The sequence below is a fragment of the Paenibacillus sp. D51F genome (genome assembly GCF_053345695.1).
Genome location: NZ_JBKFAO010000003.1, coordinates 162,828 through 176,672 on the forward strand (window position 1 = coordinate 162,828; position 13,845 = coordinate 176,672).

The 13,845-nt window shown below is 57.7% G+C and carries 11 protein-coding genes; 7 read left to right on the plus strand and 4 right to left on the minus strand.

The window, feature by feature from the left end; translation table 11 throughout:
- Positions 1-213: 213 nt before the first annotated feature.
- Both ACLBWT_RS07375 and ACLBWT_RS07380 read left to right on the plus strand, forming a co-directional pair.
- Positions 214-1,839, plus strand: a complete 1,626-nt coding sequence (locus ACLBWT_RS07375) for an MDR family MFS transporter (RefSeq protein ID WP_447662392.1) — start codon at positions 214-216, stop codon at positions 1,837-1,839.
- Between the two features lie 330 nt (positions 1,840-2,169).
- Entirely contained in the window at positions 2,170-3,330 is a 1,161-nt protein-coding gene (locus ACLBWT_RS07380) for an MFS transporter (RefSeq protein ID WP_447662393.1), read from the plus strand.
- Here the strand turns inward: ACLBWT_RS07380 and ACLBWT_RS07385 are convergent.
- Complete coding sequence (locus tag ACLBWT_RS07385; RefSeq protein WP_447662395.1) at positions 3,315-3,557, minus strand: hypothetical protein; 243 nt, start codon at positions 3,555-3,557, stop codon at positions 3,315-3,317. The two genes, ACLBWT_RS07380 and ACLBWT_RS07385, sit on opposite strands and share 16 nt — an antisense overlap.
- Positions 3,558-3,807: 250 nt before the next feature.
- On the opposite strand from ACLBWT_RS07385, the gene ACLBWT_RS07390 reads away from it, so the two are divergent.
- Positions 3,808-4,740, plus strand: a complete 933-nt coding sequence (locus ACLBWT_RS07390) for a manganese-dependent inorganic pyrophosphatase (RefSeq protein ID WP_447662396.1) — start codon at positions 3,808-3,810, stop codon at positions 4,738-4,740.
- 256 nt (positions 4,741-4,996) lie between these two features.
- Here the strand turns inward: ACLBWT_RS07390 and hflX are convergent, their stop codons facing one another.
- Positions 4,997-6,286: a GTPase HflX gene (hflX, locus tag ACLBWT_RS07395; protein WP_447662397.1), complete on the minus strand. Its 1,290-nt coding sequence runs from the start codon at positions 6,284-6,286 to the stop codon at positions 4,997-4,999.
- A 568-nt stretch (positions 6,287-6,854) separates the two neighbouring features.
- Here hflX and ACLBWT_RS07400 point away from each other — a divergent pair.
- Positions 6,855-7,667 (plus strand): DUF4362 domain-containing protein, encoded by an 813-nt coding sequence (locus tag ACLBWT_RS07400; protein WP_447662399.1) that lies wholly within the window; start codon positions 6,855-6,857, stop codon positions 7,665-7,667.
- A 126-nt stretch (positions 7,668-7,793) separates the two neighbouring features.
- Here ACLBWT_RS07400 and ACLBWT_RS07405 read toward each other — a convergent pair whose 3' ends face one another.
- Both ACLBWT_RS07405 and ACLBWT_RS07410 read right to left on the minus strand, forming a co-directional pair.
- Positions 7,794-9,302 (minus strand): glycoside hydrolase family 30 protein, encoded by a 1,509-nt coding sequence (locus tag ACLBWT_RS07405; protein ID WP_447662400.1) that lies wholly within the window; start codon positions 9,300-9,302, stop codon positions 7,794-7,796.
- 243 nt (positions 9,303-9,545) lie between these two features.
- Positions 9,546-10,562 carry a LacI family DNA-binding transcriptional regulator gene (locus ACLBWT_RS07410; RefSeq protein WP_447662402.1) on the minus strand — a complete coding sequence of 339 codons (1,017 nt, stop codon included), beginning with the start codon at positions 10,560-10,562 and terminating at the stop codon, positions 9,546-9,548.
- A 306-nt stretch (positions 10,563-10,868) separates the two neighbouring features.
- Here ACLBWT_RS07410 and ACLBWT_RS07415 point away from each other — a divergent pair, with 306 nt between their 5' ends.
- Genes ACLBWT_RS07415 through ACLBWT_RS07425 form a run of 3 tightly spaced genes read left to right on the plus strand, consistent with a single transcriptional unit; the run spans position 10,869 to position 13,745 of the window.
- Positions 10,869-11,915 carry a LacI family DNA-binding transcriptional regulator gene (locus tag ACLBWT_RS07415; protein WP_447662403.1) on the plus strand — a complete coding sequence of 349 codons (1,047 nt, stop codon included), beginning with the start codon at positions 10,869-10,871 and terminating at the stop codon, positions 11,913-11,915.
- Positions 11,916-11,930: 15 nt separating this feature from the next.
- Complete coding sequence (locus ACLBWT_RS07420; protein ID WP_447662404.1) at positions 11,931-12,845, plus strand: ABC transporter permease; 915 nt, start codon at positions 11,931-11,933, stop codon at positions 12,843-12,845.
- A 12-nt stretch (positions 12,846-12,857) separates the two neighbouring features.
- On the plus strand, positions 12,858-13,745 hold the full coding sequence (locus ACLBWT_RS07425; RefSeq protein ID WP_447662405.1) for a carbohydrate ABC transporter permease: 888 nt from the start codon (positions 12,858-12,860) through the stop codon (positions 13,743-13,745).
- Positions 13,746-13,845 lie beyond the last annotated feature (100 nt).

Below are 13,845 nucleotides of genomic sequence, written 5' to 3' on the forward strand. Positions count from 1 at the left end.
GCTTCTGTTAGTCTGGTTGCAGAAGCGAAGGAGATTCCGCCGATGAATCGGCCAGGCATGAAGTCTTTGCGGTAAGCATCTTTGTCCAGACTGTTTCAGTCAGACTGAAATCAGTCTCCGGACTGATTTTCGCATCAAGGCTCCTCTATATAATAGGGGAAGCGTCCGGCCCTCGAGGCCGGCAACAGACAGGGGAAGGGCAGGGGATTTATCATGGCGCAAGCCTCACGCAGCACGGGCCTCATCGTGGCCGGATTGCTGCTCGGCATTCTGATGGCTTCCATGGACCAGACGATCGTATCGACGGCTATGGGGACCATCGTCAGCGAGCTTGGAGGACTGGACAAATTCGTCTGGGTCACTTCGGCGTATATGGTAGCGGAAATGGCGGGCATGCCGATCTTCGGCAAGCTGTCCGATATGTACGGCCGCAAGAGATTCTATATCTTCGGCATCATCGTGTTCATGGCGGGCTCGGCGCTTTGCGGCACCGCGACTTCCATCGAGCAGCTGGCCATTTACCGGGCCATTCAGGGCATCGGGGGCGGGGCGCTCGTACCGATCGCCTTCACGATCATGTTCGATGCCGTGCCGGCAAGCGCGAGGGGCAAGCTGGGCGGTCTGTTCGGCGCCGTATTCGGCCTCTCCAGCATCTTCGGACCGCTGCTCGGAGCATACATCACGGACCATATCCATTGGGAATGGGTTTTCTACATCAATCTTCCGCTTGGCTTGATCGCGCTTGCCTTCATCGCAATCTTCTACAAGGAATCGCCTAAGCATGCCAAGCAAGTCATCGACTGGGGAGGCGCGGCAACGCTGGTCGGAGCGGTCGTCTGCCTGATGTTCGCCTTGGAGTTCGGCGGGAAAACCTACGCTTGGGATTCCATTCAAATATCCGGTCTGTTCGCCGGATTTGCCGTACTCACGATTCTGTTCGTCGTGTTCGAGCTGCGGGCCAAGGAGCCGATCATTACGTTCGGCATGTTCCGCAACCGTGAATTCCTCTCCAGCAATCTGATCGGCATCTTCAGTGGCGCCGCCTTCGTGACGGCATCCGTCTACATTCCGATCTTCGTGCAGGGCGTGCTGGGCGGAAGAGCGACCAACTCCGGCCTCGTGCTTCTGCCGATGATGGTCGGTTCGGTCGTGACGGCAACGATGGGCGGCTTCCTCATGACCAAGCTGAAGTACCGGACCCTCATGATGCCGACTCTTGCCATCCTCGTGCTCGGCCTCGTGCTGCTCGCGACGATCGGCGAGGGAACGAACATCTGGACGCTGAGGCTGTTCATGATTCTGGTCGGCCTGGGCATCGGCGCTTCGTTCTCGGTACTCAGCAATGCAGCCATCTTCTCCGTGCCTGTCTCGGACCGGGGGACTGCCAGCGCGACGCTGAACTTCCTGCGTTCGCTCGGCATGGCGCTCGGCATTACGGTGTTCGGCATCGTCCAGAGCCATCTGTTCAGCGGCCGCATGAAAGATCTGCTGGGCGGAGCGGCACCCGCCCGGGGAGCGCCTCCCGGCGCCGATGCCGCTGGAGCGGGCGGCACGGCGGGCGGAGCTGTCGCAGGGGCAGCCGGAGGAACCGGCCTGCCGGAGGGTCTGAGCTTCAAGGATCCGCGCCAGCTGCTGGATCCCGAAGCCCGCAAGCATATTCCGCAGGAGGTTCTCGACTCCATCACCTCGGCGCTCAGCTCCTCCATCGTGCATACCTTCGCTTGGGCGATCCTGCCCGCGGCCATCGCTCTTGTGTTCTCCTTCTTCATGGGCAGCGGCAGAATGGATCCGCAGGAGGTCGCCCGCCAGGAACAGGAGCATGCGGCTGCGATGCATTGATCCGGCAAGCTGAACGCTGAACGCTGAACGCTGAACGCGGAGCCTCATCAGAGCACACCGATTCATTCGGGCCGCAGGCCGCTTCCCATCCTGATTTTCAGGATGCGGAGCGGCCTTTTTTGTGCTACACTGGCGTAATGTCTTTTGGGCTCCAGGAAAAGCAAGTTTCGATTTCGAGGAATGCAAGTTTCGATTCCGAGGAATGCAAGTTTCGATTTCAGGAAAAGCAAGTTTGAATTCCGGGGCAGCAAGTTTGAATGTCAGAGAAAGCAACCTTGGCCCTACTCTAGTTCGAATAAATGGAAACCTGGAAAGAAAGAGGTACGCCCTATGCGTGGAACAGCTCCGATCAAAGCATTTAATTTTCTCTATTTCGCCCTGCTGGCCATGTTCTTATCGTTCATGCCGGTCTATCTGAGCGATCAAGGACTGAGTCCGGCCCGCATCGGCCTCATCACGGGAACGGGCGGCTTCATCACGATCATCGCCCAGCCGCTCTGGGGCATGATCAGCGACCGGATGCGCACCGTGCAGAAGGTGCTGCTCCTGCTCGTGGCCTGCTCGTCCGCCATCGGCTACTTCCTGTACGACTCCTCGAGCTTCGGCATGCTGCTGCTGTTCGCCATGCTCATGTACTTCTTCCTGATGCCGGTCGATCCGCTCATCGAGAGCCTGAACTTCCGGACCGCGGAGCGGCTGGGGACGAGCTACGGCTCCATCCGCACCTACGGAGCGCTCGGTTATGCCGTCATGTCGCTGGCGGTCGGCTACGTCATGTCTTACCTCGGAGCAGGCAGCTTGTCCTGGCTGTTCGCGGGCGCAGGCATCGTCAGCCTGCTGGTGGCGCTTATGCTGCCCGATGCCGAAGTGTCGGGCAAGCCCGTCACGGTCGCCAGCCTGCGGGTATTCCTCTCCAATCGGAGGACGCAGCTGTTCCTGCTGCTCATCTTCATCAGCGCCGTGCCGCAGCGGATCAACGATACCTTCCTCGGCGTCTACATCAGGGAGCTTGGCGGCAAGTCCGAGCTGGTCGGCCAAGCCTGGTTCCTGGCCGCCGGCAGTGAGATTGCTGTCTTCGCGCTGAGCTTCTGGTGGCTCCGCCGCGGCAAGGAGATGCTGCTCATCTCTATCGCCGGCTTCTTTTACTTCATCCGCTTCTTCCTGTCCGCGTGGATCACGGAGCCTTACGGCCTCGTTGCGATCCAGCTGCTTCAGATCGTCACGTTCCCGGTCTTCTATTCGGCTGCGATCCAGTACCTGTACCGGATCGTTCCGGAGGAATGGCGCGCGACGGGGCAGACGGTGCTCGCTCTGCTCTTCTTCGGCGTGTCGGGCATCGTCGCTTCTTACGGAGGAGGGTGGCTGTATGACCGCCTTGGCGGCCATGTGCTATACCTGACGATATCGGGCTTGTCCCTTGCCGGCCTGCTGTTCGGAATCGGGCTGTACCGAGCTTCTTCGCGGGAGGATGCAGCTCAAGCCCGGTCGTAATAGTGCTTGAACGTGTCCTCCATCACATGCCAGACGCGGAGCTTGCGCATGTCCGACCTGCGCAGGGCGTCACTCAGCTCGACCTCGGAGGAGCAGTCGCTGTCGGAGACGGCGCTGACGAGGTCGAAGATCGTTTCCTTTTTCGTTATCGAGTGCCGGTAGATGAAATAAATTTGCACGACCTCCTGGGTCAGGAGATGGCGGTATTTTTGTCCGATGGCATACATGGTAGCTTCGCCTCGCTTCTGTTCATGGATGGGCAGCTGTAGAGTCCAAGTATGGTTCCGCATAAGAAATTTACCCTTGATCTCAGCATATGAAAGCTCGTACGCAACGGATTGGGCGGCTTTCCTCGGAGGCTCGAAGCTAAAGATGATCGGAATGGTCGGTTTTTCGCTGCGCAGGTATGGTGACACCCGGAGATTTACGGTATAATCGGGGACGAGCTTATGAATTCATTGACGAAGGAGTACGATGATGGAAAAAGTACTTGTTTTTGGCCATAAGAACCCCGATACGGATACGATTTGCTCCGCGATCGCCTACGCGGACCTGAAAAACCAGCTCGGCTGGAACGCCGAGGCGATCCGCCTCGGAACGGTGAGCGGAGAAACCCAATACGCTCTCGACCAGTTCGGCGTCGGCGCTCCGCGCCTCGTCGAGGCTGTCGCCGCCGAGGCGAAGCAGGTTATTCTCGTCGACCATAACGAGCGCCAGCAGAGCGCATCCGATATCGACGAGGTGACGGTCATCGAGGTCATCGACCATCACCGCATCGCGAACTTCGAGACGAAGGCGCCGCTGTACTACCGCGCCGAGCCGGTCGGATGCACGGCTACGATCCTGCTGAAGATCTTCAAGGAGAACGGCCTGTCGCCGCGCAAGGAAATCGCCGGCCTGATGCTGTCCGCCATCATCTCCGACTCCCTGCTGTTCAAGTCCCCGACCTGCACGGAGCAGGACGTCGCAGCGGCGCGCGAGCTCGCTGGGATCGCCGGCGTCGACGCCGACAGCTACGGCCTGAGCATGCTCAAGGCCGGCGCTGATCTCAGCGACAAGACAGTCGCCGACCTGATCAGCCTCGACTCCAAGGAATTCTCCATGGGCGCAGCCAAGGTCGAGATCGCTCAAGTCAACGCCGTTGACCTGAACGATGTGCTCTCCCGCCAGGCGGAAGTCGAAGCGGCGCTGAACGCGATCATCGCTTCCAAAGGATTGGATCTGTTCGTGTTCGTCACGACGGACATCATCAACAACGACTCCGTCGCGATCGCTCTCGGCAAGCACACGGCTGCCTTCGAGGAAGCGTTCGGCGTGAAGCTGGACGACAACAAGGCGACGCTGAAGGGCATCGTGTCCCGCAAATCGCAGGTTGTTCCGGTTCTGACGGAAATTCTGGCGAAGAAGTAAGCGTACGAAAAGCCTCTTTCCCTTATAAGGGAAGGAGGCTTTTTTAATCCTGCTTGGCAAGGAGCTTTCGATCTGCGATGACTCGGTCCTGGCGGAATTCATGACTGGAGCCGTTTCTAATCTGACCTGCGTCTTCATCCTGTATTGACCTGGGATGATGGAGATATGCGCGTCTCGAGACGCTGTCTTTTGCGGGAAACAAAAAAAAGCATTCCGGAAACTCTCCCGGAATGCTTTTCCTTCTTATGAGATGCTCTTAAGATTCATTCGTTTCTGGGATGCCGACCTCGCTCTTGAACCGGTTCAAGTCCGCCTCGCGGCATTCCAGCTTGAGCCGTGTTCCGCCTTCCTCGTATTCGGTTTCGAGAATATGGGCGTTTTCGTTGAAGAAGGCGACCCAGCTGCCCTTGTCGTAAGGCACGACAATCTCGGTCTCGACATAGTCGGTGAAAATGCTCTTGCGGATCGAGTCGACCAGCTCGTCGACGCCTTCGCGGCGATATGCGGACAGATAGACGCGGCTGTCCTCCACGCGCGGATAAGAGACATCCGCCAGATCCGACTTGTTGTAGGCATACAGCATCGGAATATGATCGGCGCGAAGCTCCTTCAGCGTCTCTTCGGTCACCCGGATCTGCTGAGCGTACTCGGGATTGGACGTATCGACGACATGCACGAGCAGGTCGGCTTCGGATACTTCCTCCAGCGTGGAGCGGAATGCCTTGATGAGATGATGGGGAAGCCCGCTGACGAATCCGACCGTATCGGTCAGCAGGAACGACTTGCGGTCCGGCAGCTCGATGCTGCGCACGGACGTCTCCAGCGTGGCGAAAAGCATATCCTTCGCGAGCACGCCTTTGCCCGAATCCGGATGGAAGGTGTCGACCATGGCGTTGAGCAGCGTCGATTTGCCTGCGTTCGTGTAGCCGACGAGGCAGACGACGGGAATTTCGTTCTTCTTGCGGCGCTGCCGCTGGATCTGGCGCTGGGCGACAAGCTTCTCCAGCTCGCTCTCAAGCCCATGGATGCGCTCCTCGATCCGTCTGCGGTCCAGCTCGAGCTTGGTCTCTCCGGCACCGCGGTTGGCGAGGCCCGATCCGCCCCCGCCGCCCTGGCGGCCCAGCGATTCCCGCAGGCCGACCAGACGGGGCAGCATGTAGCTGAGCCGGGCGACTTCGACCTGCAGCTGCGCTTCTCTCGTCTGAGCCCGCTCGGCAAAGATGTCGAGAATGAGAATCGTGCGGTCGATGACCTTGGTCTTGAGCTCCGCTTCCAGGTTGCGGATCTGGGAAGGGGACAGCTCGTTGTTGCAGATGACGGTCGGCTGGTCGAACTGCTCCACCAGCGCGGCGAGCTCCTCGATTTTGCCGGAGCCGAGATAATGGGTTTTGTGGATCCGCTCCGCCTTCTGCGTCAGCTCCGTGACGGTCTCGACGTTGCAGGCTTCCGCCAGATTGCGCAGCTCCTCCATGGAGTAGGCGAATTGATGGTTGTTCTGCTCGTGGACGCCCACGAGGATGGATTGTTCTTTTGGCGCTATGGTCATAAGGTTGATCTTCCTTTCGATGTGCGAGTGGCATTGCAGCCGCCTGGTTACATATAGGATACCCTGATTCGGGAAGCAGCAAAAAGGACACGGGCATAAAAAGCCCGTGTCCTTCGTAGGTCTGCTGGATATGGCGGCGGCAGGAAGGGCGGCGACGACAATCGCTGACCCTTCCTTATCCAGGCATAGCCTCATATAGAGCCGCCACGGCGGCCTTCCCGCACCTTGGGGGCGGATAGGCCGAAATGGAGGCAGCTAGAGCTATGTACGTGGACAGACCACATCTGAGTTCCCTGCGCAAGGCAGAACATGGGCGCTATTCAATTAGCGACGCACCGTGCGAACTCGGATGCAGTTAATCACACGTAACCCTCCGTTCAAATTCAAAGTGGTTTGAGTGTACCATATGATTCCAGGGAAACGCAACCGGGGCGCATGCCTGGACAGGGGCAGTCAAGCTCCGGATGAAGGATCCGGGCAGGAGGAAGAGAGAGCGGAAGCAAGAAAAGGGAGTGGAGCGACAACCATTTGCCGGCTATTGCCGTCAGGGAATGTGGAGGTGTTATTTATGCGGAAATCAATCGTCTTATTGGCAGCTGCGGCCATGCTTGCCGGCGCAGGCGGCTGCGGGGCTGGACAAAGGGAAGGCGGGACATCGCCGCCATCCGTCAGTCCCGGAACGATCGCGGAGCTGGCTGCCCACGGGGTCGCGGTGAGCCGCTCGCTCCGCTTTGGCCAAGTCAATGCGGCTCTTTACGGCAGCTTTTCGGAAAAAGGTCAGATCAGAGCCTTCGAGAAGGCGATCCGATCCGCCACGAAAATCGAAGGCATTCTCGACGTGGCCCAGCCGGATTACGACGTCGCGGTCACGGAAGACGGCAAGCGGAAGGAGATTCACCTATGGCTCGATGCCCGGTCGAAGCGGGGCATGTATGCGTATGTATCCGACACGGGGACGGGCTACACGCTGACGGAGGCATCGACCCGCCAATTGTACGATCTGATCTGGGGGCTGAAGTACGGGCCGGATCAAGCGGCGGCCAACGGGGATCTGGTGAATGCCTTCGGCTTGGCGAGGAACCGGGATCAATGGGAGACATTTATCGCGAATGTGGAGGCTGGCGTCCAGGACGAGCTCCAGATTGTCCGCTATACGATTGAAGGCGACCCTGTCTTCGATAATCTGTCCTTTGATGGAAAGACGATCATGCACAGATACGACAATACGCATGACGCGTTCGGATCGCCTAGGAAGTCGGTTGATTTTTGCCGATCGATCGAGGGGAAGAAGAAGGATGACGGGACGGAGTACGTTCTCGCTTCCTGCGGAGAGGGCAGCGCCGAGGGCGGGAGGTTCAGCCTGTATCTGGACCATCCGTGAGGCCGACAAAAGCTGTCCATAGCAGCGGGCCGAACGAAAGCAAGACAAAAACAAGCAGCCGGGCAGGCTGCTTGTTCGTCTGTCTTCGCCGCGATGCACGAAGCTGCGAGGCGAGGACGGGATCCGTCAGGAAGCCGTGCCGTACCATTTGTAAGTCATGGCGGATTTGGCCGGAATCGTCACGTTGAAGCTCTGGCTGCCCCATTGGATCTTCACGTTGCGGGCAGAGGTCGAGGAGTTGTAGGCGACGACGACTTTGGAGCCGTCCGGGTTTTTGAACGCGACATCCTTGATCTCGCTGCCCGTGTTCGTCGAGATCCGGTACGCGCCGGGAACGACGAATTTGCTGAAGTGCCCGAGCAGGTAGTACTGCTTTTTGTACGTGACGGTATTTTCCGGCCTGCTGTTGTTGTTGTCGGAGTTCTGGATCGTAATCATGCCTTTGTTGCTGTTGTTGTCGCCGAGCAGCGAAGGACCGTCCTTCTGGTCAAGCGCCGCATTCCACAGGATGATGGACTTGGACCAGTTGCGCGTGATGTTGATGAACTCGTTCATCATCGTATCGAAGCCCTGCGACGTGCCGTTCTGCGGATCGTTCCAGTTGCCGAAGCCGCCCTCCGTGAACCAGACATCCTTGTCCGGATGGGCATTGTGCATCGAGGTCATCTGCGAGCCGTCGCCGCTGTCGTAATGGTGGAAGGCGCTGCCGGATACATAGCCGCCTTTGCCTGCATTTTTGAGGCTGGTGATGACGGTATTCGGGAAGTTCCAATCCAGATAGTTGTGGTCGAAGGCGATGATTTTCGTATTGATGCCGGCGTTTTTCAGCGTCGGTCCGAGATAGTCGCCGATGAAGCCGATCTCATCCTGGGTGTTCATGCCCATGGACGGGTAATGGGTCGGCTCATACAGCGGCTCGTTCTGCACGGTGACCGCGTAGATCGGAATTCCTTGGCCCTGATAGGCTTGAATGTATTTCTTGAAATACTCGGCGTAGGTGCCGTAGTATTCGGCCTTGAGCTTGCCGCCGTTCAGCGTCCCGGAATATTTCATCCAGGCCGGGGCGCTCCAAGGGGAAGCGAATACTTTGATGCCGGGTTTTTTGGCCTGGGCGGCCTTGATCATCGGAATGATGTACGACTGGTCGCGGCTGATGCTGAAATTGTTGAGAGCCGTATCGCCCGCCGTGTCCGCATACGTATAGGCGCTCCAGGTGAAGTCCGAGCTGCCCATCGGCTGCCGCAGGACGCTGAGCCCGATGCCTGTATTGCCGAACAGTTTCTCCATGACCTCGGCCCGCTTGTTCGCGTCGAGCTTGTAGTTCAGCAGCCAGGCGGAGGAATCGGTGAGGGATACGCCGAAGCCGTCCATCTGCTGGTAGGTCGTGCCCTCGTTCACCGTGATCGTATAATCGGCGCTGCCCGCGCTGCCGCTGAAGCTCTTGTCGCCGATCCGCGTCAGGCGGGCGCTCGGACTGAGGCCTACAGCCGGCTCGGAGTTCGGGTCGGAGGTGGAGATCCAGACTTCGACCTGTTCGCCTGCAGCCTTGGCCGGCTGGGGGGCGTAGGATCCTCCTGCGGCGACAATCGCCGCGGCCAGCACGACAGAGGCGGTTTTCTTTTTCCATGCCATCATCAATCATTCTCCTTTCGGGGATAAGAGATTCAAGGTTGCATATGCCTTCGTTGAGCCGCTAGGGAAAAAATGAAATCCAGTTTCCAGCGGGGAACTATAGAGCACCTCCCATTCTGTAATCGATTACAAAATATTGGGGACAAAACCCGGATTCCCGCTTTTTTTGGAAGCGTTTACCGGGTGAAAATATCGTAAGGGATCGTTATCCAAAAATCAAGGCCGAAAATTTCGGGTCCGCAGCCTTCACGATGGGTTCCGCTGGAAGGAGGATGAGCTCCGCACCAGCAGCTCGGAATCGACCTTGAACACGCGCCTGTCGCTGAACAGGTCTTCGTTCATAGAGTCGATCAGCTTCTCGACGATAAGGGCTCCCATCGTATATTTCGGCTGGTTGACGGTGCTGAGCGTCGGGGTGATGTACTTGCTGATGCGGTTGTTGTCGACGCCTACGACAGCGAGGTCCTCGGGTATGCGGATGCCGCGCTCCCTGCAGCTCTTGTAGATGCCGAGCGCCATCTCGTCGTTGGCGGCATAGACGGCGGTGAAGCCGCCGGAGCGCGACAGCAGCCGCTCCATCGCCTCGTAGCCGCCTGCCTCGCTGAAGTTCCCGTTCTCGATCAGCTCGGGACGGAACGGAAGGCGATGCTCCTTGAGCGCCTTCATGTATCCTTCCAGCCGCTCGTAGCTGTCGATCGATTCCGCATAACCGCTGAGGAAGGCGATATTCGTATGGCCCATCTCGACCAGGTGGGTCACGACCTCGGTGGAGAATTTGACGTTGTCGGTATAGATGCAGGGCACGCCTTCATGCTTGATGTGGCGGCCGACGATGCCGATGGCGTAGCCTCTGCCGGCAATGTCGAGGATGTCGGAATCGGGGATCGCGGGAGCGACCAGGATCGCGGCGTCCACAGTGCGGTTCATCAGGAGCGTAAGGTATTCCAGCTCCTTGGACGGCTGGTTCTCGGCATCGCAGATCAGCACCTTGTAATGCTTCACGTAAGCCATGTTCTCCATTCCCTTGATGATCTCCGTGAAATAGGACACGTTGATATCCTGCACGATGACCGCGATGGTCTTCGTCTTCTGCACGCGCAGGTTTTTGGCGACGGCGTTGGGGTAATACCCCAACTCCTTGATCGCCTGAAGCACTTTCTCTTTGGTATTGGCCGTGACGCCGGAGCTGTCGTTCAGCACCCTGGACACGGTGGCGGTAGAGACGCCGGCTCGCTGGGCGACATCGACAATCTTCACATCCATGATAGACATCAACCTTTATAGTAGGACTAGTTCCGATCGGCTGGAAGAAGCAAAGGGAACTGTAATCGTTTTCAGCATTGCTTTCATTTTAGTCGATCCAACCCGGGAGGCACAACCTAAAAAAGTTCTTGTAATCGTTTTCCGACCTTGATATACTCCGAAATGTAACCGCTGGACAGAAATGGAATGGGAAATCAAGGAAGATTGCCCTTCTTCCTGGCGGAGCCATTTTTTTTCATTCAAAATGTAATCGATAACATTACGAGCCAAGTTGAAGCAAGAGAGAATGTGAATGAGTTGAAAGACATGAAAGCAGACAGCACGATCAGCGACGTGGCCAAGGCGGCCCGCGTATCGGTCGCTACGGTGTCCCGGGTGCTCAACGAAAGCGGGGCGGTGAGCGCCAAGACGAGATTGCGCGTCGAAGAGGCGATCCGGGAGCTGAGCTTCATGCCGAACGCTTCCGCCAAAAGCCTGCGGGCGCTGCGCACGATGACGATCGGAGTGATCGTCTCGGACATTCTGGTCTCTTACTACGCGGAAATCATCAAAGGAATCGAGAATACGGCCAATTCGCTGCACTACAAAATCATCATTTGCGACGCTCAGAACCAGAAGGAGAAGGAATCCGACTACATGACGCTCGTCATGAACCGGACGGTGGACGGCATCATTCTCATCACGCCCAAGCTGACGGATGCCGAACTGGCAGCCTACGCGGAGAAAGGCTATGCGATCGGGCTGATCGGCAGATCGATCGACCATCCGCTCATTCCTTGCGTGTACACGGACAATGTAGGAGCAGCCCAGGAAGCGGTCAGCCACCTGACGATCCAAGGGCATGAGCGGCTGGCATTCCTGAGCGGATTCGCGGATGCGACCGACAGCTACGAGCGGCTGGAGGGGTATATGAAAGCGCTCCGGCTGGCGGGACTGCCGTTCGTACCGGAGCTGATCGAGAACGGCGGCTTCAGCGAGAATGGCGGCTATGATGCGTTCCACCGCCTCATGGACAAAGGCTATCCGTTTACCGCAGTGTTTGCAGCCAATGACGAGATGGCGCTGGGCATCTATCGGGCCTGCTCCGAGAGAGGCCTTTCGATCCCGGAGGACATAGCGGTCATCGGCGTCGACAACAACCGGGTCAGCAAGTACATATCGCCGACGCTCAGCACGGTGGACCAGCCCAAGTACAGCATGGGCGCTCTGCTCGCCGAGAAGCTGATCGATCAGCTTGGCGGCAACCAGTACGCGGACAAGAGAACGTTCCAGGTGAGATCCAAGCTGCTTGTCCGGCAATCATCCCTTTTCGAGGTAAAAAGAAATCGATTACAGCAACCATCATCCGACTAAGCCGGAGGTAATCCAATGAAAGGCTTTCTCCAAGAGCTTTCCCGCAACCGAATCATGTTTCTCATGATCCTGCCTGCCCTGATCTTTTTCGTCATCTTCTCGTATATCCCCATGGTCGGCGTCTACTACGCTTTCACGAACTTCGACTTCGAGGGCGGCCTGTTCGGCAGCGAGTTCGTCGGCATGCAGAACTTCAAGTTTCTCTACGATTCGGGCGTGCTGTGGAACCTGACCAAAAACACCGTCCTCTACAATCTGGCCTTCATCCTGCTGGGCAACGCGCTCCAGCTGCTCTGCGCGATCTTCCTCAGCGAGCTGCCGGGCAAATGGTTCCGCAAGCTGACGCAATCCATCATGTTCCTGCCCTTCTTCGTCTCGTTCGTTCTGGTCGGAGCCTTTGTGTTCAACCTTTTCAACTCCAGCAACGGCGTCATCAACACGGTGCTGGTCCAGCTCGGCCTGCAGCCGTATGATTTCTACCTGCACACCGCTCCGTGGAAGTACATCATCATCTTCTTCAACATCTGGAAAGGGCTCGGCTACGGCACGATCATCTATCTGGCCGCGATCATGAGCATCAGCGACGAATACCATGAAGCCGCGAAGATCGACGGAGCGAATATTTTCAAGCGGATCCGCTACATTACGCTTCCGATGCTCGTTCCGACCTTCATCCTGCTGATCCTGCTCAGTCTGGGAGGCATTTTGAAAGGGCAGTTCGATCTGTTCTACCAGATCATCGGCAGCAACGGCGTCCTTTACAACTCGACGGACATCATCGACACGTACGTCTACCGCTCGCTTGCCGTCAACTTCGATATCGGCATGGGCACGGCCGCAGGACTGTACCAGAGCTTCTTCGGACTGGTGCTGGTCGTTACGGTGAACTACATCATTCGCAAAACGCATAAAGACTACGCGTTGTTCTAGGAGGAGCCGCTCATGAAAATCCGCACGGAGAAATCGACCCATGTGTTCAACGCGATCGGATACGTCTTGATGACGCTCTTCGCCCTGCTCTGCCTGCTGCCGTTCCTGCTCATCGTGTCGGGCTCGTTCTCCTCGGAGAACGAGATCATCACCGAGGGCTTCAAGCTCGTCCCGGATCAATTCTCCGTGGATGCCTACCGCGCCGTCTTCAGCGATCCGACGCAGATTTTCAACGCCTACCGGGTATCCATCCTGCTGACGATATGCGGGACGGTGCTGGGGCTGTTCCTCACCTCGATGGCGGGATACGTCCTGTCCCGACAGGATTTCAAATACCGGGGCAATCTGGCGTTCTTCATCTACTTCACGACGCTGTTCAGCGGCGGCCTGATTCCCTGGTACATCCTCATCGTCAACCATCTGCAGCTCAAGGACAGCTACTTGGCGCTGCTGCTTCCGGGCCTGCTCAGCGCCTGGAACATCATTCTCATGAAGAACTTCATGAAGTCGATTCCGGAGTCGATCTCCGAGTCGGCCAAGATCGACGGCGCCGGCGATTTCACCATCTACCGCAAGCTGATCCTGCCGCTGTCTGCTCCAGGCCTGGCGACAATCGGATTGTTCATGGCGCTGGCCTACTGGAATGATTGGTTCACGGCCAATCTGTTCATCACGACGGAGTCGAAGTATCCGCTGCAGTTTCTGCTGTACAAGATTCTCGCCAGCGCAGCCGTGCTCAAGACGAGCATCGCGGGCAATCTGTCGCCGGACTTCAAGCCGCCGGCCGAGACGCTCAAGATGGCTGCCGCTGTCATTGTGACGGGCCCGATTATTTTCTTGTATCCGTTCGTGCAGCGCTTCTTTGTGAAGGGGCTGACCATCGGGGCGGTGAAGGGGTGATGGCTCGCCTTTTCCGCAGACGTGGCTCTCGTAATTGCGCAGGCATGCTTCGAAGCACGCTCAGGGATTCTGCTGGGATGCTCCGAAGCACGCTCAGGGA